Source organism: Myroides fluvii (assembly GCF_009792295.1).
Lineage (GTDB): Bacteria > Bacteroidota > Bacteroidia > Flavobacteriales > Flavobacteriaceae > Flavobacterium > Flavobacterium fluvii_A.
Window position 1 is genome coordinate 176,500 of record NZ_CP039934.1, and the last position, 23,937, is coordinate 200,436.

Here is a 23,937-nt window from a genome sequence, read left to right on the forward strand (position 1 = left end):
TTTGTTTCATTTAAAGATAGTAACAACTTTTGACTTCTTCTCCCCTTCTTCTTTGATTTTTCTGATTAATACCCAAGTATGACCTGCAGTAGAACACCGCCAAGATACAATCCGATTCCGTATATCGTATGCGTCAGTAAACTGCGTATGCGCGCTGTTTTTGGCTGGGGCGTTTTAGAGGCTGCTATGCCAAAACCAAAGGCTGGTTGCATCATAAAAAATGGAGCTACGGTGGTGAGAATTCCAACTGACAAAGCGGGAATCAAACTCGGTTCATACCCCCATTCCACTCCCCAAATAAGCAAGAGTACAAAGGCAAAGGTAATACCAATCAGGTAATGGGCTACCCATCCAATCGCTCTTTCACCTGCAACAGGAGTGGCTTGCATAATGTTGGCATGGCGAAAAACACCTTGTCTAAAATGGCCAATCCACCTTCCTAAAAAGGCATAATTAAGGGAGGGTATCTGAAATACTTTTTTGAGTACAAGGGCGTATAAATCCATAAAAATAGTTGCACTTACGCCGATAAAAATTGAAAAAACGATAACGTGTAGTATTGTATTCATCCTAATCTTTTTTATTTAATACAAAACTAGGACATGACAGGGGGATAGGATGGATCCGAATGGGAGTAAAAACAGGACAAATCACAGCAAATAAAAAAGAGGACTGTCCAAGGTCCTCTTTTTCGTCAACAAACTAGCAAGCTATACAAGGTACCTGCATAGCATTCAGTAATTAAGTAATTAAGTAATAATATGATCTAAAAACTTTCGTTCAAACCGTTTATTCTTTCGATAAATTGAAGGTGCAATTCCGACTATTTTTTTAAACTGCTTGCTCATGTGACTTGCATCTTTATAATGCAATTGCTGGGCAATTTCATCTAGGGATAATTCACAATAGGAAATCAATTCTTTCACTTTTTCAATTCGCTGTAAAATATAGTATTTCTCAATGGTCAATGCGGTTTGTGCTACAAATAATCGCGCAATTCGCGCATAGTTCAGCGAAGAGGTTGAAGCTAAATAATCGGATAAATTCAAATGGGAAATATGCTTGTGCTGAACATATTCAATAATTTTGGTTTTCACTTGTTCGACAATAATTTGGTTGGCATCTTGTAAAACTTCAAATCCCACCTGACGCAATCGCTCTTTTATTTGTTCTTTTACTTGTTGATCTAAAGGGGTAACTAATTCAATTTCTCCCAAGCGAACAACTTTTGCTCTTACGTGTACCTTCAGTAATTCTTGTTCAACCAAGGTTACGCACCTCGGACAAACCATGTTTTTTACATATAAAATTAAATGGTGATCCATACTTCAAAAAATATAGGGAAGTAGAAGTACGAACTACTTCCCTATGAAACAAATTAATTAACCTGAGCCTCTGCTACAAATTGTTGGTAATTCGCTTCATTTTTAAAATAAGCAACCTCACCATTGTCTCCTATCATGACAATATAAGCTTCAGCTTTATCTACTGTTTCTAAAGTGAAAGGATCTTTAGCTAGGCGTACTGTCTCATCCTCTGGGATACGAGATTGACACATCGCGCAACAGCCATAATACACCTTACCCTCATGTTCTACTTTTAGTTGTTCTTTTCCCATGAATGCATCATTAACCATACACACTAATTCTTTGGGAACGACAGCTCCTTTTTTGTATTTTGCTGAAGGAGCAACAGGCTCTCCCCTATTTTGATTCATCTCTTCCTTCACCTGTTCTAATGCGGCTTCTGCTTGTTGATTTCCTTCTTTTTGTTTTTCTCCACAAGCAATGGCGAATACACTTAACGCCAGAACTACTGTAATTTTAATTGCTTTCATTTTCTTAATTCATTTTTTGTTCATGCATAATTTCTTCTGTTGCCATTTTGAGGATTGGTGTTCCTTCGGTTAAATCACCAAAGATTTCAACCATCATCGGCATAGCTCTTCCTTTTATCACGTTCACGTGATAAGCCACGCCCCCTCTAACTTCAATGACATAAATACCTAAGTTGCTTTCCACTAAGGCCGATTTAGGCACAAAGAAGCTTGCTTCTTCCCTTTTCAATTGCAAGGTTACATCCGCAATCATATTGGGTTTCAATAGCTGTTCTTTGTTGTTGATATCAGCTTGAATTTGTTCTGAGCGAAGTCTTAAATCCAAGCTTCCGGCTTTTCGCGTAATTACGCCAGTAAATTCTTTTTGCGGGAGGGTTCTCACTTTAAATTTTACCGTATCTCCTTCTTTGATAAAAGGGGTATTTGCTTCTGATATGGATAGATTTAAACGCAGCGTATTGGTATCTTCTACAATCAACAAGGGCATTTTACTCATTGGTCCTACATAAGCACCTTTATCAACCTGTCTGTCTGTGATAACACCATCAAAAGGTGCGCGGATTACCAAATACTGATCGATGTTTTGCATTTCTTCATAAGCTGATTTCGCAGCTGCTAATTGCGCTTTATCCGCTAGCATTTTTGCTGTAATCTGCTCTACGTAATCTGGTGCAATGGCTCCTGGAGTTTCATTGGCTTTCAGGGTACGATCATAGGTTGCCTTGGTGGAAATATAAACAGCTTCTTGGCCTTTCCACTTTGCTTGTGCATTCGAAACTTGTGCCTGAATCTCAGGGGCTTCTAAAACCAGTAACACTTGACCTTTCTTTACAGGGTCTCCAATATCTACGCGTAAATCAGTAACATAACTGTTTACTTTGGCAAATAATTCCGTGCGCTGATCCGCTCTTAATTCACCTGGTAATTGTAAGGGAACTACAGGATTGCTCTTCTCAATAGCTATTGTTTCTTTGCTATTCATTCCGGGCATCATCATCCCTGCCTCGCCTTTTTTCTCTGCTGTATCAGGCGTTTTTTTATCTGCACAGGCCGTTAATACAACTAAACTAACTAGGGTTATATATATTCTTTTCATGATTCTTATTTATTTTCAGTCGGTATATAGTGAATGCTTTCTGTATCTTCAGGATCTAAAGATGGAGATTCTCGGTTTACTTTATTCATGACCCAAGCAAATACCATGGGCAAGATTACCAGTACAGAAATGGTCGAAGCTAAAAGTCCTCCAATTACAGCTCTTCCTAATGGGGCTACTTGCTCACTTCCTTCTCCATGTCCGATAGCCATCGGCAACATACCGGCGATCATCGCTAGCGTGGTCATGGCAATTGGTCGAATACGCAGTTTGGTCGCTTCAATAGCCGCTGCTGTAGAAGTCCATCCTGTTTTGCGCAACGTCTCAGCGTTGTTAATCAAGAGCACGGCATTGGCAATGGATACTCCCACGGACATGATGATTCCCATATAGGACTGTAAATTAACCGTTGACCCTGTTGCTTTTAGCAACAGCAGAGATCCCAACATAACAAAAGGCACGGTTGTCAAAATCACAAAAGACACTTTAAACGATTGGAAATTAGCGGTTAACATCAAGAAAATAACCACAATGGCAACTAATAATCCTCCTGCTAAACTTTGCATGGTATCATCCAACACAGGTGCCATTCCCATTAGTTCCACGTTTACTCCTTTTGGCAATTCTCCCAACTCAGCAATAGCTTGCTCTACATCTTCTTTCGCTCGATTCAAATCCGTTTGATGCACATTGGCAATCACCGTTACATACCCCATGGTCCCCTCGTTATAGCTCTCTGCTAAGGCTTTGGTCTCAGTAATGGTTGCTACATCACTTAATACCGGGCGATCGGCATTTTTACTCAACGGAATATTTTCTAATTCTTCCTTACTCGTTAATTGATTTTGAGGCATTTGAACCTGAACATCATAGGCAATTCCCATCATACCTCCTACCCACATATTGCGGTTGGTGTAACGCGAAGACGCCGTTGTTGCTACTAATGACTTAGCAATATCCATCGCATCCAACCCCAACTGAGCAGCGCGTACACGATCAATGTTGATTTCATAGGCAGGATAATTCATCGAAATCGGCATCTTTTGATCGCGCATATAGTCGATTTCATTCAGCTTCGCCAATAATTTATTCGCCGTCATCATATTCATCTTGCGCATCATCCCTGAAATGCGAATCTCAATTGGCGTGTTGGTTCCCTGGCTTAAAATCTTTTCCGTTAACTCAATTGGCTCAAACGTCAATTTTAATTCTGGCAATTTTTCTTTGATGCGTTGGCGAATCTGATCCTTTAATTCATCCGTATTTCCGCTAAAATCTTTAAAAGCAATTTGCATCGAGGCTTCATGTGGACCTGCATTATATAAGTAGATTGGACTCACTGCAAACGAAGAAGGGTGTTGCCCCACGAAAGCAGATGAAATAGCAATTTTCTCTTTGCCAAATAAGTCTTCTACCTCAGCCAATAACTTTTTCACCTTCATTTCCGTATGTTCAATACGCGTACCTTCGGGTGCAGTAATACGCAGTTGCACTTGACTTGAATTGACTGCGGGCAAAACGTCTTTTCCGATGTTTTGATACATAAAAGCAACCGCTAATAAAGCAAATACAACAGCTCCCGTTGCTATGATTTTCTTGCCTGGCATCACCTTCTCAATTCCGGCTACAACGCGATTCTTGAACTTATCAAATCCTTTGGCTTCTTCCGGGATCTTATGTTTCTCGGGATCGTACTTCATGATCCAGTTGGCCATAATGGGCACAAAAGTCTGAGACAACAAGAAAGAAACGGTCATTGCAAATCCAATAGCCATGGCTAAAGGCATAAACAAAGCCCCTGGAATACCCGTCATCATAAAGGCAGGTGCAAACACGGCCAAGATGCTGAATAAAATCAATAGCTTCGGGAAGGCAATTTCCTTACACGCATCCCAAATAGCCTGTACCTTGCTCTTGCCGAGGGCAAAGTGCTGGTGAATATTTTCAATGGTTACCGTACTTTCATCGACCAAAATACCAATAGCCAAAGCCAATCCAGACAAGGTCATGATATTAATGGTTTGTCCGAATAATTTCAAGAACAACACCGATGAAATAATGGCAATGGGAATTGTTAGGATTACAATCAACGCCCCTCTAGGATCACGTAGAAATAATAAAACCATTAATCCGGTTAATAAAGCACCCAAAACTCCTTCAACAATTAAACTCTTTACTGCGTTGATTACATTGACGGATTGGTCAAATTCATACGAAATCTTCACATCTTCGGGTAGGTTATTCTGAATATGCGGAATCGACTTTTTCAATTGCTCTACAACATCATACGTAGAGGCTTTTCCGGATTTTGCAATATTGATATAAACCGATCGATTTCCATCAACTAAAGCATAGCCTGTTGTAATATCAGCGCCATCTTTTACCGTAGCCACATCGCGTAGATAAACGTTGTCTACTTGTCCTTTAAACAAAGGAATACGACCAAACTCTTCTACCGTCTTGAGCGTATTGTTGGTCGGTGTCAAATAGTTTTTATCGCCAACGTAAACATTCCCCGATGGCATGGTTACGTTTTGTCTGCTTATTGCTTCTACGATTTGCTCGGGGCTCATCTGATGCGTATGCAGTTTATTCGGATCAATATTAATCTCAATCGTACGCGGTGAACCACCAAAAGGAGGGGCCGTTGTCATTCCTGGAATTTTGATCAAGAATGGACGGGCCACGAAGTTGGCAATATCCTGTAACTCGTTATTCGTTTTTGTTTCTGAGCGAAACACCAGCTGTCCCACAGGTTGAGAAGAGGCATCAAAGCGAATAATAAAAGGTGGTGGTGCCCCTGGAGGCAAGAAAATTACGGAGCGATTCGACAGTGCAGAAATAGAAGCAATCGCCTCTCCCATATCAGTTCCTTCGTAAAATTCAATTTTCATTAAGGTTAATCCCTGTGTGTTTTTTGTATCGATACTTTTAATCCCATTGGCAAAAAGCATCATATTAACATACATCTTGGTAAAATAACCTTCCATTTGTTGGGGTGTATATCCATTAAAGGAATGGGCAATATACACCACGGGTAAATTCATTTCAGGTAAAATATCCACCTGAATTTCTTTGGATGATTTGAGTCCAAAGAACAACAAACCTATAACCAATACCATAATAGATATCGGTTTGCGCAAAGCAAAGCGAATTAAATTCATATTCTATTATTTTTGGGGAATAGCGTTGACTAATAGTTGAATATCTCCTTGAGCAGCAGCCTGCATTAAGAGCGCCTGCCAAAGGTTATTTTGAGCTACTTCAAAGGCAATTTCTGCGCGTTGTAGCGTGTATAAAGCTTGGGTAAAAGCTACTAAATCACTTAACCCATTATCATACAGTGCCTTTTGTTGATCAAAAGCAACAGTGGCTGCGTGTACTTCAATCGTACTATGCGTCAAAATAGTGGTTGCATTTTGATAGTGTTCTTTTGTTAAGAGCACTTGATTTGCTAGCTCGCGATCCATTTTAGCATATTCTTCTCGCAAGCTTTCAGATAGTTTCTCTTGCTCTTTCACTTTGGATGTGGTGCGGAAGAAATGGGAGATATTCCACGTCAATTGCAAGCCTACCAAATAATTACTACGGTCAATACCTACGCCATTACTGTAGTTTTTAGTAAATGCCGTATTGTCTTGTACATAGTTCCAATCAAAACCAGAACCGCGTCCTTGTATTATTCCAAAAGCATTCAATTGAGGCAAACTAGTGCGATGTACAAGTTTCTCCATCGTCTTACTTTGCTTTACTTTGTGTTCTTGCCATTGGAGAATCGGATGGTTCTCTAGGGTGAATTCTCGCTCAAAAATGAGCGGTTTGTGGGTGTAAAACAGCGAATCTAATTCGTACGATTGGCGTTCGATATCCAATAAATCAGAAAGTTGTTTGTCCCATTCCAATTCTTTGTCGTACGCTTTAATGTATGTTGTTTCCGCAAAAGCCACCTCAGCTTGCGCTAAGCGTTCATCAACTTGAGCAATCAATCCGCTTTTTACTTTTGCTGCGGTAACGGTGTAAAACACCTTTGCGCGATCTAGATTTCGCTGCTGTACTTCCACTATGCGCTGTGCCCCCAATAAATTAAAATAAGTTGCACTAGCTTTGATTTGTTGTTTAAATATTTCTTGGGCTAAATCTTGTTGAGCCACCCCTTGTTGGTCTTTCATCAGGGCCACCCCTTGACGGGTTTTACCAAAAGAGAAGATGTTCCAATTGACGTTGGCAAAATAAAGAGATCCAAAAGCGGCATTCCAATTCTGTTCTTCCAAAGGCATAGAAGTGGCCGCAGATCCCAATCCACCATAAGCGTATAAAGGTCCGTTTTGGGCATTAATTGTTCCGTAACTCTGTTGAGCACCGAAAGTTAAATCTGGGAAATAATTTCCCTTTTGATTTTGGGTATTGTAAATGGAAGCTTGTAGTTTGGCTTCTTTACTTTTTATTAAAGGATAGCGCTGGGTAACCTGCTCAATGGCCTGTTCCAAAGTAAGTGTTTGGGCAGATACAGCAGTTGCTGCACTCCACAAAACAACACACGCTATTGTATTGAATTTCATTTCAAATCACGCGTTTAATTATACAATAACTCAGTAGCATCTACCCTATAGGCAGACACGTATAAAGTGTATTGTTATAATCAAATTCTATACACGCAATGCAGGATGTATAAGGGGACTTCCTCTATTAAATCTAGATAATATAGATAGGGAATTAGTACCTCTTTTGGCGCAGTAGTAAATTCGTAAACTGCACCAAAATAACGATGCAAAATAGCATCTAGAAAAAACGAAACTTGGAGGACCTTAAACGTTGAATTCTGTACTTCCGACTTTACTTTTACAACTTCAACTTTGTCTTGGCAGCAATTCTTTTTAGGTTCTTTTACCGTTTTTCCTTTTAAGCTACAAAAAGCACAATTTTCTTCGCTACTTTGAGCAAAAGCCATACTCGTTTGTTGCACAAATCCTTTGCAGATGTGCTGATATGTACTGAAGCCAGAGGCCAAAAACAAGTACATAACACTAAATAGTATGACTAATATTCTCTTCATATGTAAGGCGAAGGTATAAACTCCCACCTAAAAGAACATTACATAACTTTTGAAATATGTTGTATAATTTCGCAGTTTAGACAACCAACTTCCCCGTTAATTTGCGAACGTATCTCCTTCTTTTACCTTTTTTAAATCACCGACCAATACGCGATTCCAATCGGTATTTCCCTTTTGTACATACGCTTTCCCATCTGCTCTTTTCACAACGACAACAGGCGTTGCTTCTATTTTATTTGCTGCATTTACGGTCCAGATATACGTTGTTTCATCTCGCATGAAAAGCGCTTCTTCCTTTATTACTTTGGTTGGAAGATTTAAAATAGTCAGCACTAGATTTCGGATGTCTTGAACATTAGAAATTGACGAAACATTCAAAGTCATTACTATTTTCCCCTCTTCATTAATGGATTGTTGGGTTAGAGACTCCAACGCGGAGGCTGGCAATTGTAGGGAAGACTGATCCTGAAATACAATCTTTGCTCGCGTTTGCTGCAATTGATTGCGCAATAATAAATAGTTTTCACTGCTTACTGCAATCTGAATGGATTTTGCCTGTCCTTGCTGTAGCGTAAACAAAGGCTGATTCTCATCTATCGTTCTTCCTGCACCGACTAAAATTTGCTTTACAACTCCTGCACTATTGGCTTTAATTGTCTTTTCAACATAGGTTACCTGAGCGGAAGAAGAAACTTTGTTGACTTGTTCTTCATATTCAGCGGCTTCTTTTTTAGCTAAATTGTATAATGCATATTGTTTGTCGTATTTTTCTTTTGCCTCAGATCCATCCTCTCCACGATCAATCGCCAATAATTGATCCAATTGTTCTTTGACAAACTGTTTGGATTCTTTTGCTTTTCGCATGGCTTTCCCAAGACCTAAAGTATCTCCTTGAGCGATGCGTATCACCGCAACATCCTGACCTTCTTCAATGCGGCTATTCACATCCACTTTTAGTTGAATTAATTCTCCTTTTTTGTCTGTTCGAATGGCAACGGATGGCAATGCAGCCACTTGTGTGTGATACGTTTGATTAACAACGATTACCTCTTCTGTTACTCCTTCTATTCGCACTCCTTCTGAAGCAAGAGGCAACTGTTCTTCTTTTACCTGGGTTTCATTTGTTTCTGATGAGCGATTATTCATCCCGCGAATACCTACCCAAACCAAAAAAACAAGACAACCAATGGTCATTATAATTTGTTGCGCTCTAACTTTTGTATTCTTCATAATTTACTTCAATAAGGGATACAAATATAACGAACTATCAACCGATTTTAAAGCGCTTTTCTCAATGGTTTTTCATTTTATTCCAACCCAGTCAGAAAGTACGATAAAAACAAAAGCTGATTTCTTCTAAGGGAAGAAATCAGCTTTTGTAATCATTACAACACTTGCGATTAATGTCCGCCTAAAGCGCGGTATAAATCTATTTTTGACGCTAAGTAATCGCGTTTCAATTCTGCATAATTCAAGTTGCTCTGTAAAGCCAATGCTTGCGCATTCACAACTTCTAAATAGGAGGCTTTATCCAAGCCAAACATCACTTGAATATGATCCAAAGAGGTATTTAAAAGGTGTACGCGTTGTTGTACAACCTGTTCCCTCTCTTGCATCTTGTCAATTTTAACTAAAGCATCGTGTACATCGGCATATCCTACTACCACAGCATTTTTAAAACTAATTGCCGCTTTTTCTCTTTCGATTACGGCAATTTCATAGGCTGTTCTCAATTTTTTCTGCTGAAAGATAGGCTGTACCAATCCTCCAATTACTGTTCCAAACAAAGAAGCAGGCGTATTAAACCATTGAGAGGCTTCGATGGCATTCCATCCACCTTGAGCAGAGATAGTTAAGCTTGGATACATCTCTCCTTGAGCTGCTCCTGCCTTTGCATTGGCTTTTCTCAATTCTAATTCTGCAATTTGAATATCTGGGCGTTGACTTAAAAACGCTGCTGGTACTCCCGTATTTAGATCCGTAGAAAACTGAAGGGCATTAATTGAGGCTGTGCGGTGAATTTTTTGGGGAAAATGGTTGAGCAAAACGCCCAACGCACTTTCTTGTAATGCAATTTCCTGTTCTAGCTGAGGCAATAATTCTTGCGCTTCTAACCATTGTGCCTCTGCTTGTTGTACAGCAATACTTGACTCATTTCCAATTTCATACATTTTTTGAGTCAAGGCAAATGTCTTTTCACGCAATACTAATCCCTCTTCTGCAATGTGCAACTGTTCATCTAACATCAATAAATTGATATAAGCGGTTGCCACTTCTGCCACTAATCGATTCTCAATCGCTCTTTTTACTTCTTGTGTTTGCAAATAAGAAGCTAAAGCGGCTTCCTTTTCTCGCCTGATTTTCCCCCAAACATCCAACTCCCATGACAAATCCAAACGCGCCGTGTAATCTTTACTTATACGAGGTGCTCCTGATAAGCCAATCTCACTATTCTTAGACCATTCCGTATGTGTTCCTGCAACTTGCATCGTCAGATTAGGCAACAACGCCATTTTAGACTGTTTATACAACAAGTTTACTTGATCAATATTCTTGATTGCCAATTGCAAATCTGTATTTTGATCTAAGGCTATTTGTACGTAATGTGCTAATTCTGCTTGACCAAAAAAGTTTTGCCAAGATAATTGCGCTAGTGTATTGGCTATACTATCGGTCTGTGCATTTGCATAAAACTGGGTTGGACTATCCAAGGATGGGCGCTCATAGTCTTTTCCTACCTTACAAGCAGTAAAGAGTAAAGCAACCGGTATGATATATAGGTATTTCTTCATGTCAAATTTCTTTTTAAACTTCCGTTGATTGTTCCGTTGTTGCGGGTGCGCCTGAAATTTTCTCTTGTAAATATTGGAAGAATACATACAAAATTGGAATAACAAATACCCCTAGTACTACACCGAAGAACATTCCACCAGCGGTACCAATACTAATCGAATGGTTTCCTTGAGCTGAAGATCCTTGCACAAACATCAACGGAATTAATCCCGCAACGAAAGCGAAGGAAGTCATCAAAATTGGGCGCAAACGCAAACGCGATGCTTCTAATGCTGCTTCTACAATAGATAAACCTGCATTTCTGCGTTGTACAGCAAATTCGACAATCAAGATGGCATTCTTAGCCAATAAACCGACGAGCATGATGAGTCCCACTTGTACGTAAATGTTGTTGGCAATTCCCACGGCGCCAATGGCGACAAAGACTCCAATAATTCCCACTGGTAAAGAGAATAAGACTACTAAAGGCAGGATGTAGCTTTCATATTGTGCGGCCAAGATGAAATACACGAATAAAATAGACAATCCAAAAATGAAAATCATTTGATTACCGGATTGTTTTTCTTCTTTACTCAATCCCAGCCATTCAATTCCGTATCCCGTAGGTAATTTCTCTGATGCGATCTGCTCTACTTTAGCCATGGCATCTCCCGTACTAACACCAGGGCTAATAATGCCATTTACTGTAATAGCATTGAATAAGTTATGCCTGCTGATGGCTTGGGGTCCATATACTTTTTCTAGTTTAGCTAAAGAGCTGATAGGAATCATTTCTCCTGATTGGGTATGAACATATAACGTCTTAAAAGAATCTTCATTGGCTCTAAACGGTGCATCACCTTGTACAAACACTTTGAACTGTTTTCCGAAGCGGTTAAAGTCATTCACTTGTGCACTACCGTAAAACAACTGAACCGCAGCCATCATCTCGCTTATTTCTACCCCATGCATTTTCGCTTTCACTGGATCAACCACAATCTTGTACATCGGGAAATCGGCCTTAAACATAGTAAACGCTTGTACTACTTCATCCGAGGCACTTAAATCCGCATTAAACTGAGTCACTACCTCGGCGAATTCATTAATTGATCCTCCTTTTCGATCTTGAACAACCATTTCTAGTCCGTCAAAATCTCCAAATCCAGGAACCGTTGGGTTGGCAAATACAAAGAAATCTCCTTCTTTAATTGTGGATAATTGTCCGTTTATATCTGCTAAAATTTCGTTTATATCGGTTACCTCTCCTCGTTCTTCGCGTTCTTTAAAGGCAATAAATCCCATTCCGTATGCTGGACTGGCAGCATTACCTAATATATTAAAACCAGAAATTGTCGTTACTGATTTAATCGCTGGATGCTTGCGCATAATATCATCTCCTTCTTTTAACACTTTTGTTGTGCGATCAATCGATGACCCTGGAGGAAGTGATAGAGCAAACATGGCAAACCCCTGATCTTCATTGGGAATGAATCCTTTGGGTGTTACATTCATCAACAACACCATCGCTACAATTGATCCCAAGATCAAAGAAGCTCCTAATACTTTTCTTTTCAGCAAGAAGCGAATTCCACCTACATAACGATTCGTCAAAGCGTTAAACCCATTGTTAAAACTAGAGAAGAAACGCTTCAGAAAGCCTTTTTTACTTGTTTCTCCATGCTCCTCTGTATAGTGATTCTTTAACAACAAGGCACATAAAGCCGGACTCAAGGTCAAGGCATTTACTGCTGAAATTAGAATAGCGATAGCCAAAGTAAAAGCAAACTGTTGATAGAACACCCCGACAGGTCCTGTCATAAATCCAACGGGCAAGAATACCGCCGACATCACCAAGGTAATCGAAATAATAGCCCCTGTGATTTCACTCATTGCTTTAGACGTCGCTTCTTTGGCATTTAATCCATCAATCATCATGGTGGCATGGACCGCCTCCACTACTACAATGGCATCATCCACCACAATTCCTATGGCTAGCACCAAGGCAAAGAGCGTCAACATATTAATGGAGAATCCCAACATATTAAGGAAGAACAAGGTTCCAATCAAGGAAACTGGCACTGCAATAGCAGGAATCAACGTCGATCTAAAGTCCTGTAAGAACAAATACACAATTAGAAACACCAATAAGAAGGCTTCTATTAACGTGGTTTTTACTTGATTAATTGATTCATCTAATTGCGTTTTACTCGCAAAGGTCACGTTGTAGTTTAATCCTTTTGGCAATTGAGGTTTTAACTCCTCTAATACGGCATATATTTGTGTTTGAATATCATTGGCATTGGATCCATTCGTTTGGAAAACAGCCATAGATACGGCTTCATTTCCATTTACCTTATTCTCCTCATCATAGGCTACTGCACCAAATTCAATTCGCGCAATATCTTTTAAGTACAACACATTTCCGTTGCTATCTGCCTGAACAACAATTTGTTCAAACTGTTCAGGTGTATTGTATTTTCCGGGATAGGTCAGTGTATATTGAACCGCCCCACCGGCATTTTGTCCTAGATTACCGGCAGCAACTTCCAAACTTTGATTTTGAATGGCGCGCTCTACATCCGAGGGAGTTAACCCGCGGTTCGCTAATTTATGGGGATCTAACCACACGCGCATGGCGTAATCTTTCTCTCCAAAAAGCTGTACGTTTCCTACTCCTTTGATGCGTTTCAATGCTCGTACAACGTTAATTCGAGCGTAATTTTGAACGAACGTTTCGTCATAAAGCGTCGCATCATCACTGATTAAATCAATAACCATAATCATGCCTCGTTGCTCCTTTTGGGTATTCACCCCTGCGCGAATTACTTCTTCTGGGAGAATTCCCTGCACTTGCGCAACTCTATTTTGTACGTTTACAGCGGCTTGGTCAGGATCAGTTCCCAACTCAAAAAAGACTGTAATAGTCGCTGTACCGTCATTACTCGCAGTAGATTCGATGTGAGTCATTCGCTCTACTCCATTGATTACCTCTTCTAGAGGAGTAACCACTGACTTGAGTACAGTTTCAGCGTTCCCTCCTGGATATGATGCATGAACAGCCACACTAGGTGGTGCAATATCAGGGAACTGCTGCACAGGTAATTCTTTCAGTCCAACAAGACCTAGAATTACCAATATAACAGAAATCACGGTAGCCAATACAGGCCTGTGAATTATTTTCTTTAGCATGAAATTACCTTGTTAAATTGAATTTTGTTGTTTGTTGTTTGTTTTTTGTGGTAAGAAATAGCGTTATAAAACAGAGGCGTCTCGCGTTGCTTGCTCCTCGCTTTTTACAGCGCTAATTTGCTTGTTCGATGAAGGGGCTAGCGGTTGTACTTTATCGCCATCTGCAATCTTATCTAACCCTGTTGTAACAATGGTTTCTCCACTTTCAACACCTCCTTGAACAAAATACGTATGCAGATTTTTACCTACTATTTGCAATTGTCTCTGTTCTACTTGATTCTCTTTTCCAAGTACATAGGCAAAAACCTTATTCTGTAAGTCCCTAGTCGCAGCAATGGGAATTTGTAAGACATCCCTTTTATTAGCGACTAAACGCACAATACCTGTTCCTCCGTTTCTCAATAATTTTTCGGGATTCTCAAATACCGCACGCACGCTTAACGCATTAGTTGCCTTGTCGAATTCACCATTAATCATATCCACTTTTCCTTTCAATGGGTAAGTATCACCATTGCTCAACTTCAATTCAATATCCATTGGCAACACCTCTTGTTCGCCCTTGCTTCCTTTAATCAGATCAAAGTAATCCGACTCTGTTACGGAAAAATAGGCGTAAATCTGTGAAATATCGGACATCGTTGTCAAAGGCTCAGCCTCACCTGCCGTAACTAAGTTTCCTACTAATTTTGGTATTCTTCCTAAAAATCCATCAACTGGAGCTACAACCGTACAGTAACTCAAATTCAATCTTGCTTCTGCAACGGCTGCTTTTGCCTGTGCCACTAACGCTTTTGCACTATCTAAAGCCGCATTTGCCGTTTGCAATTGTATGGGAGATACAAATTTATTTTCAACTAGTGATTTTACTTTATCTTGCTCTAATTGCGCATGAACCAATGCTGCAGCTGCTGCCTTTACTGTCGCTTCTGCATTTTGTAATTTAATCTGATAAGGTTGTGGATCAATAAAAAATAAGGCTTGTCCTTTTTTGACATAACTTCCTTCTTTAACTACAATTTTATTGATGTAACCTGAAGCTTGTGCACGGACTTCAACATTAACCTTTCCTTGTAAAGAAGCGGTATAGCTATGTACAACTTCTGCATCTCCACGTTCTACAACCTCTGTTTTGACTTCTACATTACCAGCCATTGCCGCTTGATCATTTGCCGTTTGCTTACATCCTACTGCAGTAACTAGAGCAAATACTGTTAGCCCTACATAAGACAATACCCTAAGGTTTCTAAAAATTCTATTCATAAAATTTCATATTACACAACAAAAATGAAAAAATTGATACCTCATCTCTTTTTTTTTATTTTGAAGTGTAAAAATTAGGTACTGAAACGTCGAAACCCTGAACTAATCTGTCGGGAGTCAATAAAAAAAGCTACCGAAGTAGCCTTATGAGTTCAACCAATTTTTAAATATAGGAGCCTTTTCTCGGCTTATGATAATTTCCCTTTGAGGGTCTTGGATTAAAGTAACCTTAAGTTTTCCATTATAGTAATTTTGGATATTGTGGATACTGTCAATGTGCAAAATATGCTGTCTATTGGCCCTAAAAAAAGATTGTGGATCTACTTCCTCTTCTACTTCCTCCATCGTTTGACCAACTATAATTACACTTTTGTCTTTCAATACCAAATGGGTAATCTTCAATTCAGAATAGATATACGCTATTTCTTCTACTTTAACGGTTTTAAATCCATCTTTATACGGTATTAAAAAACGAGAACGATACACCACTTCTTTTTTGTTTAAACTACCTAAAATATGTTTGATGGAATCACTTAATCCCGCGGAATTCAAGCTTTCATATTTAGTTAATGCTTGGATTAAGTCTTCTTCCTGAACGGGTTTCATCAGGTAGTCAATACTATTCACCTTAAACGCTTTTAGGGCATATTCATCATAAGACGTGGTAAAGATAACAGGGATATCCACTTGAACTTGCTCAAATATTTCGAAACAAAGTCCATCTTCAAGGCGAATATCCATAAAGATTAGATCTGGATCATCATGTGTTTGCAGCCAACTTACTGCCGACTGTATTCCTTCAACCACAGCTAATACTGCTATAGTGGGGTCTATTTGATGCAAGAGACGCATGAGTTTATTTGCATTTCTTTCTTCATCTTCAACAATCAATACATTCATATTCCAAATTTTTAATTTGTATGTTTTCGTTCCCTACTCGCTAATAAGGGCAATTTTACGATAAATGATTCTGTAGTACTTGTTATTTCTACGTCTAATTTACTCAACAAACGATAGCGATCTACAATATTATCTAACCCTACCTTAGAAGAAGGCAATTCTACCATCAATTTTTGTAAATTATTGCGAACAACTACATATTGATCCACTACTTTTATGTGAATAGTCAACGGATGCTCTTTGGAAGCTGTGTTGTGTTTCACTGCATTTTCAACTAATAATTGCAAGGCGATAGGTGCTACTGCTTGTGTATTTTGCACGACTTCTGGAATCTCAATCTTCAACTCTACTTTGCGTCCCATTCGCTCTTTAATCAAATAAAAATAAGATTCTACAAAGCTAATTTCTTCCTTTAGGCTGATTGTATTTTTTCTGGCATTCGAAAGCATATAGCGATAAACTAAAGCCAGATTATCGATAAACTTAATAGCGACTTGCTGATCTTCTATAACCAATTCAGATAACGTACTAAAGTTATTGAACAAAAAATGAGGATCCAATTGCATTTTTAGCGTTTCCAATTCAGCCTGACTCGCAATGCGCTCCAATTGCTCCGCTTTAAGTTTTAATTCAGCGGCATCCATCATTGAATTTTTCCAGTTCTTAATTAAGAAATATCCCGTGTGAATGACACTAATAAAAATACCCGTATTAATGCTAATCAACAAGGATTGCCAAATGTCAATTTTAGCTTCCAAATCCAAAATCTCTCCTGGTTCATCAGGTAAGCAAAACAGATAAGCGACATTGAGGATACAGTAAACAATAAAAATAAAGAGAATCAACAACACCAATTGAACCACTACGCGCCAAGTAGCGTATTTTGTCCAAGGCAATATCTTATTCAAAACATGGCTTAATCGCAAACTAATTTCACTAATCAAAGTACAATAAACCAGAATCATAATTCCAGTCTGCCAAAAGCCTTCTACATCCACGGTAGTATACCATTCGGGATCGTATGGGTTTAACAAAAAGTGAGAAAATAGATACAATACAAAAACAGCTGGTATGACAACTAGCCGATAATGCTTTGTAAATAGCGATTGGTCAATACTATTTTTTTCTATACTTCTTTCCATATTTGTTGCCAAAAGTAAGTGTCTTTTTACTGAAACGCAGAGATTAATAACCCAACAGGAATAATTATGCGTTGAATCGTACAAATGTACAACTGTATCTTAGATTTCCATTTGAGTACAAATAGATAAAAAAAAAGCTAGCGTATTGCGCTAGCTTTTCTTCTTTATTTTTTTTTAGAAATTATACAATTTTCTGCCTATCTCTTTCACAACGATGGTTTTAGCAACGCTATCGTGGAGGGTTTGTTTTTTATCATTTCCGAAGAATAAGAAATAACCAATAAAAAAGATCAAAGAAGAGATAATTGACATAAAAAATCGTCCTGTAGCTTGGCCAAAATCAATGCGATTGCCCTCCATACTCAGGCATCTAATATTCATGGCACGCTGTCCAAGTGTTGCTTGTTCGTCACTGGAATGCAATAAAGCATAGTACAACCAAGGCCCTACAATTGGAATAATACTCGCAAACAAACAAATTAATCGGTCTAACAACAAAGCGATTAATCGCTCTCCAAAACTAGCATATTCAAAATAGATTTCACCTTGTGGAGTAAAAAGTGTAACGTAATTCTTATCCGCATGATATAGAACATTACCCACTTTCTCTTCATACATTGAAGTGCTATTTCCGGCCTCTACGTACATCGGTTTGAATTGAAAAATATCTTTCAACTCCTCTATGTACCTTGCTTCTGTCCAATTGGACAAACCTTCGTACCATACCAAGGTATGCACGGCAATTCCAATTTCGATCAGTTCGCTTTTCGTATAAGGTCCTTGTTTTTGACTGTTGCGAACGATAAAAAACGCTGTATTCATAGCTTTATTTCTTTATGTAAACATACAAAAGCATTTTTTATCTTCACCATATGTTCCGATTATTTTATTTGTCAAAAGTAACTAGTTCAATTTCTTTTAAATCATCGTGATTCAATACCTCAACGATTAACTCATTGTTTTTTAATTCTTTAATTTTAAATTGAACATTCTCACCAAAACTTGCACTTGACATGTAAATCAAATCACCTTCTAATTTCCAAGAACCTTCATCCTCACTCAAGCTATACTTATCTACAGCTTTAAATGTGTTCTCTTTTAACACAATGTGCACAGATGATAGTTGATAAGCCAAGCGTTTGGCTCCTTTACACGATTCATCAAAAACAAAATGAGCAGCAATCCAATTCTTTTCCAAACTACTATTCTTTAACGATTTAACAGAATTAATTTCCATTTCGTTATTACGCTCATCACTACTACAACTCATTAGTACCGATCCAAGACTGACTGAAACTACAACAGCCAACATCCATTTAAAAACATTTTTCATAACATAGTCTATTAAGGGGTTAAACAACAGTTACTTTTAATTTTTGTTTTAAACTAATTCAATATTTCATCGTATCTAATTTAATAAAAAAACCTTAACAAATAATTTTTTTACTAATTTTTATAAGATAAATTAAATTTTAATACAATTAAACACTCATACTAAACATTAAAAGTTAAAACAATAAATTAAATTCTTAAAAGACGTCTTTCTTAATCATTAACTAGTTGCAAAAGTATCGGATAATTTTAGAGGCAAAAATGACAAATATCATCAGTATTTACGATACTTTACAGCTATTTAAGGTAGAACAATTCCTCCAGATTCCAGCTCGCTTAAAATCAACCCCTTATCCCCTTAAAACTTTAAAAAAGCCTCTATTTTACCATTTTGTTAACATATTGTATCTTTTTTGGTTCCTTTCTTGAAAAAGAAAAGGAGCGATAAACATTTGATAACACAAGAAGAAAACCTTCAGAATTACGGTAAATCAATCTGACTAATACTTGCAATATTGTACTAAAAAAACACAAAATGCGACTAATAAAAAAATGTCCCTTTTGTACAAAAAAAAGGACATTTTTTACTTATTTTTTTATTCACAGGATATCTATACCTATTTCTACTACTTTTTTTGGGTCAAATTCATGGGTTTTAACCCCAGTTTTTGAAACAATTGTTGGTCTTCACTTAAAGAGGGGTTCGGCGTTACGAGTAATGTTTGTTCTTCTCCTGCAAAAATAGAGTTTGCTCCAGCTAAAAAGCACCATCCTTGCTCTGCTTCATTCATCTCTAATCGCCCTGCGCTTAAGCGAACCCTTGTTGCGGGCATTACAATTCGAGTTGTGGCAATCATACGCACCATTTCCCATACATCTGTTTTAGGCAGATTCTCCATGGGTGTACCTTTTACACGAGCTAACGCATTAATTGGCACGGATTCAGGATGTTTATCCATGGTAGCCAACGTCAACAACATCGCAATTCGATCTTGATCGGTTTCACCTAGACCTATAATTCCTCCTGAACAAACTGTAATTCCTGCCTTTCGAACTGAATTAATGGTATTTAAACGTTGATCATAGGTACGAGTAGAAATAATGTCTTTATAATGACTTTCTGAAGTATCAATATTGTGATTGTAGGCGTATAGTCCGGCTTCTTGCAAACGCTTTGCCTGGTCATCCGTCAACATTCCCAAGGTACAGCAAACCTCCATATCCATTGCATTTACCCCTTTTACCATGTCAATCACTTTATCAAAATCGCGATTATCGCGAACCTCCCGCCAAGCAGCGGCCATACAGAAACGAGAAGATCCATTGGATTTAGCCTTCTTTGCATGAGCCAAAACCGTTTCCAATGGCAATAAGCGTTGCACCTTAATATCGGTATGATAACGAGCAGCTTGCCCACAATACGAACAATCTTCTGGGCAACCTCCTGTTTTTATGGAAAGCAAGGTGCTTACCTGAACCTCCAGTGGGTTGTAATATTGTCGGTGAACTGTTGCTGCACGGTATACGAGTTCCATCATCGGCGAATCATAAATGGCTTGTATTTCGTCTGAGGTCCAATTATTTCGGATTGGCGCTTTACTTTCTTCCATCTTCTTATTTGTCTTATTAGTTAAGCCGCAAAAATAGAATGGATGCCACTGGTTGAGGTCATCCGGTTTAAAGATAACAACTAGACCAGTTTTGAGAGAGAAGCGAGACTGTGAAGTGGCTTTTTTGTTTTTTTGCAAAGTTGTGAAAAGTAAAAAAAACTCTCCTTTAATCGATGAATCTTACAACTTCACAAAAAACAAAAACACAAAAAAGCAAAAAAAAAAGAAGTCCCTTTATCAGGGACTTCTTTTTTTAATCTAACCACACTTTTACTTTTCAAATTATCATTTGAAAATCAACACAAAGCTACGCGTGTATCAAGTACACGTCAACACGATATTTTATAGTTTTAAAAACAGAAGATTTTTTTTATCACTTACACACACTTCTTCTGTTTTTAAAATAACTTGTATTTTTGTTAGCTTATTTGTTGTTCATTATGTTTAAATCTATCTTAACACAACACATCGCTAAGATTAAATTCTCTACATTTGAACAAAACAAAATTCCACATTAATTTGAATCTACTCTAGGACATTTGTCCTTCTAATGATAAATATATGTTAAGAATAAATCTTGATTTTTTATCCTATATTGAATCGATTGCCCATAAAGACATTATAGCAGATAAAATACAATTGATCCAATACAGTCCCAAAGACATCATACTCACGCAAGGAGAACAAATCACCAAGATTATTGTGATCCGAGAGGGAATAACGAAATGTTATATCACGGAAGAAAACGGAAAGGAATACATTCCCGAATTTCTGAGTCGAGGAGAAATTATGGGAGAAATTGAATATTTGGGAAAAATGCCGTGTTTGTGTTCCGTAGAGGCCCTATCTTATGTAGAGGCCTATGTAATTCCCTTATCTATTTTTGATCATCTATTAAAAACGGATATCACCTTCAACAACGTGTTATTATCTGTCGAAGCCTTACGCGTATACCACACTAGTGAGCGAGCTTCTTTTCAACAGTTGTATACGGTAGAACATGCGCTTGAAAAACTATTAGTCCTGCAAGAGAAAAATCAAGTCAATATCTCTAAAGAGGATATGGCTTCTTATTTAGGAATTACCACGCGAACGCTAAATCGCGCTTTAAAGAAAATAAATGGGGAAGAATAAAGAGTATAAGTTTATTGTCATCCTCTTATTACTAAAAGTTCACCCCAATAGATAGTTGAAAATACTGGGCTTGTTTGAAATAATTTTTATATTGAGGAGCTGTTCTAACATTGTACTTATTCCAATGGTAATGCAATCCTACAACCGCCCGAAACCCCTTGGTGATGTCATATTGATATTCGGTTCCAATCAAATAACCAAGGCCTGACATAGATTCAATTTTCTCACTACTAGAAGATGATCGAAACGATGAATCATAAATTCCAATTTCTGGCTTCAATGTACTTTGAGGGCTTACCTCCCAGAAATAGTAAAGACTTGCTCCACCCTTAGATTGGGTTGAATTATCGACTTTGCCAATCATTTGCCTGTTTTTAACTCGCAAACCAGTAGATCCTGCAAATAAATTTAATCCTATATTCTGATATCGAATTATCCCCAGCTTAACTTCAAATCCCATATTGTGTGTTCGATGTGCATCCGCAATCATGTTGTTTCCCATGTAAAATGAATTCGAAAAAACCACACTCGTATTGCGAAACCATACCACTTTACTCTTCGCTTGTGTTTCTTGTGCATAACTACTCCACCCTACTAAAAAAAGTAGGAAAAAACACGCAATTGTATCTTTAGTCTTTCTATTCTTCATTGGAGATTGGTTTAGCAACGTCAATTGTACCTAAATGAAACAAGTAGTTTCCCTTGTTATCTACACCATTTACCACTACTTGTTCGTAGTTATTAACTAGGAGTAAATACAGGTATTTCCCGCCAGGAAAACCTAGCTTAAACGATCCGTCTGCCTCCGTATAAATTGAATTTACTACGTGATAATCTCTTGGATACACCCGCCTTAAATCTACTATCTCTTTTCCCTCTACCCAATCAACACTCACAATATTCACTTCAGCATTTGCAAGAGGTTTGTTATCGTTGACTATAATCCCTGTGACTACATATCGCTCCTTTCCATCATAGTAACGTTCATCTACACAGGACAGTAGAACGCAAACGAATAAAAAACACAAGACGAATATCCTCATAGAGCTTTAACTTAAATTTAAGACAATATAATAATAAAAAAGGAAATACAGACCTGTATTTCCTTTTTCACACCCCTATAATATAGTTTATTTCATAAATTGACTCACATCCACTTGTAATCCTTTGGCAATTCGCATTCCCAAATCTGCATCGGCTCTAAACCAATGGCACAATTGACGGAAGATAATTTCTTCGCGTTTTGGTCCATCGATACCGCTCATTGCGCCTACAATATTACTTACGGTATTCGCTTTTGCTTCTTCAGTCATAATGCGGTATAAATTACCTGGTTGCGTAAAGTGATCATCTTCTCCTACTCCATTTCGATCATAGTGATCTGCAACAACGTGTTCTCCTAAGTCTAAAGCTGGTTCTTTGTAACTTTGATCCACCACGATGTTGTCAAAACTGTTTGGATAATAGTTTGGTTCACTTCCTCCATTTCCGTCGATGCGCATGGCTCCATCACGTTGGTAGTTATTCGTTGCAAACGGGCAGCGGTTTACTGGAATTTGCTCGTAGTTAGCGCCTAAGCGGTAGCGTTGTGCATCGGGATAAGATAAAATACGTCCTTGCAACATACGATCTGGAGAAAATCCAATTCCATCAACGATATGTGTAGGTGCAAAAGCTGCTTGTTCAACGTCTTGGAAGTAATTCTGCGGGTTTTCATTCAACTCCAACACTCCTACATCAACTAATGGATAATCTTTGTGTGGCCATACTTTAGTTACATCAAATGGATTTACTTTTGCTACACGACTCTCCGCTTCCGTCATCACTTGAATTTTCAAATTCCACTTTGGAAATGCTCCTTTTTCAATATGCTCAAACAAATCGCGTTGTGCATAATCCATATCTGCTGTACGCATTTGATCTGCTTCTGGTCCTGTTAGATTTTTAATTCCTTGGGCTGTTTTGAAGTGGAATTTCACATATACGCGCTCATTTTCTGCATTAATCATCGAGAAGGTATGACTTCCATATCCATTCATATGTCTATAACCATAAGGAGTTCCTCTGTCAGACATTAAAATCAACACTTGGTGTAAACTCTCCGGGTTCAACGACCAGAAATCCCACATCATCGTTGCAGATTTTAAGTTGGTCTGCGGATGGCGTTTTTGCGTATGAATAAAGTCGCTAAACTTCTTCGCATCCTTAATAAAGAAAACAGGCGTGTTGTTTCCTACTACATCCCAGTTTCCATCTTCTGTATAAAATCGAAGAGCAAATCCACGTGGATCGCGCTCTGAATCTGCCGATCCCTTTTCTCCCCCTACGGTTGAGAAACGCAAGAATACTTTCGTTTGTTTCCCTACTTCACTAAAAAGTTTAGCCTTCGTATAAGGAGTAATATCATTCGTAACGGTAAACGTTCCATAAGCTCCTGAACCTTTTGCGTGTACCACGCGCTCTGGAATGCGCTCACGATTAAAATGCGCCATTTTCTCATGCAAGATGTAATCTTGTAACAATACAGGTCCTCTTTCTCCTGCTGTCATCGAATTTTCATGTTCTACGTAAGGTCTTCCCGAAGCGGTTGTCAATTTTTTGTTTTCCATAGT

General features: G+C 38.3%; 20 protein-coding genes. 1 reads left to right on the forward strand and 19 read right to left on the reverse strand.

The window, feature by feature from the left end; translation table 11 throughout:
- Positions 1 to 65: 65 nt before the first annotated feature.
- The 16 genes from FBR08_RS00950 to bioB all read right to left on the reverse strand — a co-directional run bounded on the left by FBR08_RS00950 (position 66) and on the right by bioB (position 20,191).
- On the reverse strand, positions 66 to 569 hold the full coding sequence (locus tag FBR08_RS00950) for a DUF2938 domain-containing protein (RefSeq protein ID WP_158960748.1): 504 nt from the start codon (positions 567 to 569) through the stop codon (positions 66 to 68).
- Between the two features lie 180 nt (positions 570 to 749).
- Positions 750 to 1,325 carry a helix-turn-helix domain-containing protein gene (locus FBR08_RS00955; RefSeq protein ID WP_158960752.1) on the reverse strand — a complete coding sequence of 192 codons (576 nt, stop codon included), beginning with the start codon at positions 1,323 to 1,325 and terminating at the stop codon, positions 750 to 752.
- A gap of 53 nt (positions 1,326 to 1,378) precedes the next feature.
- Positions 1,379 to 1,837 (reverse strand): hypothetical protein, encoded by a 459-nt coding sequence (locus FBR08_RS00960; protein ID WP_158960755.1) that lies wholly within the window; start codon positions 1,835 to 1,837, stop codon positions 1,379 to 1,381.
- A gap of 4 nt (positions 1,838 to 1,841) precedes the next feature.
- Positions 1,842 to 2,933 (reverse strand): efflux RND transporter periplasmic adaptor subunit, encoded by a 1,092-nt coding sequence (locus FBR08_RS00965; RefSeq protein ID WP_158960758.1) that lies wholly within the window; start codon positions 2,931 to 2,933, stop codon positions 1,842 to 1,844.
- 5 nt (positions 2,934 to 2,938) lie between these two features.
- Positions 2,939 to 6,097 (reverse strand): efflux RND transporter permease subunit, encoded by a 3,159-nt coding sequence (locus FBR08_RS00970; RefSeq protein ID WP_158960762.1) that lies wholly within the window; start codon positions 6,095 to 6,097, stop codon positions 2,939 to 2,941.
- Between the two features lie 6 nt (positions 6,098 to 6,103).
- Entirely contained in the window at positions 6,104 to 7,492 is a 1,389-nt protein-coding gene (locus FBR08_RS00975; protein WP_158960765.1) for a TolC family protein, read from the reverse strand.
- A gap of 80 nt (positions 7,493 to 7,572) precedes the next feature.
- The gene (locus FBR08_RS00980) at positions 7,573 to 7,986 is read right to left on the reverse strand and encodes an HYC_CC_PP family protein (protein WP_158960768.1); all 414 of its coding nucleotides are present in this window, start codon (positions 7,984 to 7,986) and stop codon (positions 7,573 to 7,575) included.
- Between the two features lie 96 nt (positions 7,987 to 8,082).
- Positions 8,083 to 9,216: an efflux RND transporter periplasmic adaptor subunit gene (locus FBR08_RS00985; RefSeq protein ID WP_158960770.1), complete on the reverse strand. Its 1,134-nt coding sequence runs from the start codon at positions 9,214 to 9,216 to the stop codon at positions 8,083 to 8,085.
- 170 nt (positions 9,217 to 9,386) lie between these two features.
- Complete coding sequence (locus tag FBR08_RS00990; protein ID WP_158960773.1) at positions 9,387 to 10,778, reverse strand: efflux transporter outer membrane subunit; 1,392 nt, start codon at positions 10,776 to 10,778, stop codon at positions 9,387 to 9,389.
- Positions 10,779 to 10,791: 13 nt separating this feature from the next.
- Positions 10,792 to 13,947 (reverse strand): efflux RND transporter permease subunit, encoded by a 3,156-nt coding sequence (locus FBR08_RS00995; RefSeq protein ID WP_158960776.1) that lies wholly within the window; start codon positions 13,945 to 13,947, stop codon positions 10,792 to 10,794.
- A 63-nt stretch (positions 13,948 to 14,010) separates the two neighbouring features.
- A complete protein-coding gene (locus FBR08_RS01000) occupies positions 14,011 to 15,207 on the reverse strand; it encodes an efflux RND transporter periplasmic adaptor subunit (RefSeq protein WP_158960779.1) in 1,197 nt (398 codons plus the stop codon).
- A gap of 144 nt (positions 15,208 to 15,351) precedes the next feature.
- On the reverse strand, positions 15,352 to 16,107 hold the full coding sequence (locus FBR08_RS01005; protein ID WP_158960783.1) for a LytR/AlgR family response regulator transcription factor: 756 nt from the start codon (positions 16,105 to 16,107) through the stop codon (positions 15,352 to 15,354).
- A gap of 11 nt (positions 16,108 to 16,118) precedes the next feature.
- The gene (locus tag FBR08_RS01010) at positions 16,119 to 17,249 is read right to left on the reverse strand and encodes a sensor histidine kinase (protein WP_158960786.1); all 1,131 of its coding nucleotides are present in this window, start codon (positions 17,247 to 17,249) and stop codon (positions 16,119 to 16,121) included.
- A 174-nt stretch (positions 17,250 to 17,423) separates the two neighbouring features.
- Positions 17,424 to 18,071: an RDD family protein gene (locus FBR08_RS01015; protein ID WP_158960789.1), complete on the reverse strand. Its 648-nt coding sequence runs from the start codon at positions 18,069 to 18,071 to the stop codon at positions 17,424 to 17,426.
- A gap of 64 nt (positions 18,072 to 18,135) precedes the next feature.
- Positions 18,136 to 18,582 carry a hypothetical protein gene (locus FBR08_RS01020; protein ID WP_158960792.1) on the reverse strand — a complete coding sequence of 149 codons (447 nt, stop codon included), beginning with the start codon at positions 18,580 to 18,582 and terminating at the stop codon, positions 18,136 to 18,138.
- Positions 18,583 to 19,207: 625 nt separating this feature from the next.
- On the reverse strand, positions 19,208 to 20,191 hold the full coding sequence (gene bioB / locus FBR08_RS01025) for a biotin synthase BioB (protein WP_158960795.1): 984 nt from the start codon (positions 20,189 to 20,191) through the stop codon (positions 19,208 to 19,210).
- 561 nt (positions 20,192 to 20,752) lie between these two features.
- On the opposite strand from bioB, the gene FBR08_RS01030 reads away from it, so the two are divergent.
- Entirely contained in the window at positions 20,753 to 21,325 is a 573-nt protein-coding gene (locus FBR08_RS01030) for a Crp/Fnr family transcriptional regulator (RefSeq protein WP_158960797.1), read from the forward strand.
- 31 nt (positions 21,326 to 21,356) lie between these two features.
- Here FBR08_RS01030 and FBR08_RS01035 read toward each other — a convergent pair whose 3' ends face one another.
- The 3 genes from FBR08_RS01035 to FBR08_RS01045 form a co-directional block, all read right to left on the reverse strand.
- Entirely contained in the window at positions 21,357 to 21,974 is a 618-nt protein-coding gene (locus FBR08_RS01035; protein ID WP_158960801.1) for a hypothetical protein, read from the reverse strand.
- Positions 21,964 to 22,368, reverse strand: a complete 405-nt coding sequence (locus FBR08_RS01040; protein WP_158960804.1) for a hypothetical protein — start codon at positions 22,366 to 22,368, stop codon at positions 21,964 to 21,966. The genes FBR08_RS01035 and FBR08_RS01040 overlap by 11 nt, the downstream gene beginning before the upstream one ends.
- A gap of 87 nt (positions 22,369 to 22,455) precedes the next feature.
- The gene (locus tag FBR08_RS01045; RefSeq protein WP_158960807.1) at positions 22,456 to 23,934 is read right to left on the reverse strand and encodes a catalase; all 1,479 of its coding nucleotides are present in this window, start codon (positions 23,932 to 23,934) and stop codon (positions 22,456 to 22,458) included.
- Positions 23,935 to 23,937: the final 3 nt, after the last annotated feature.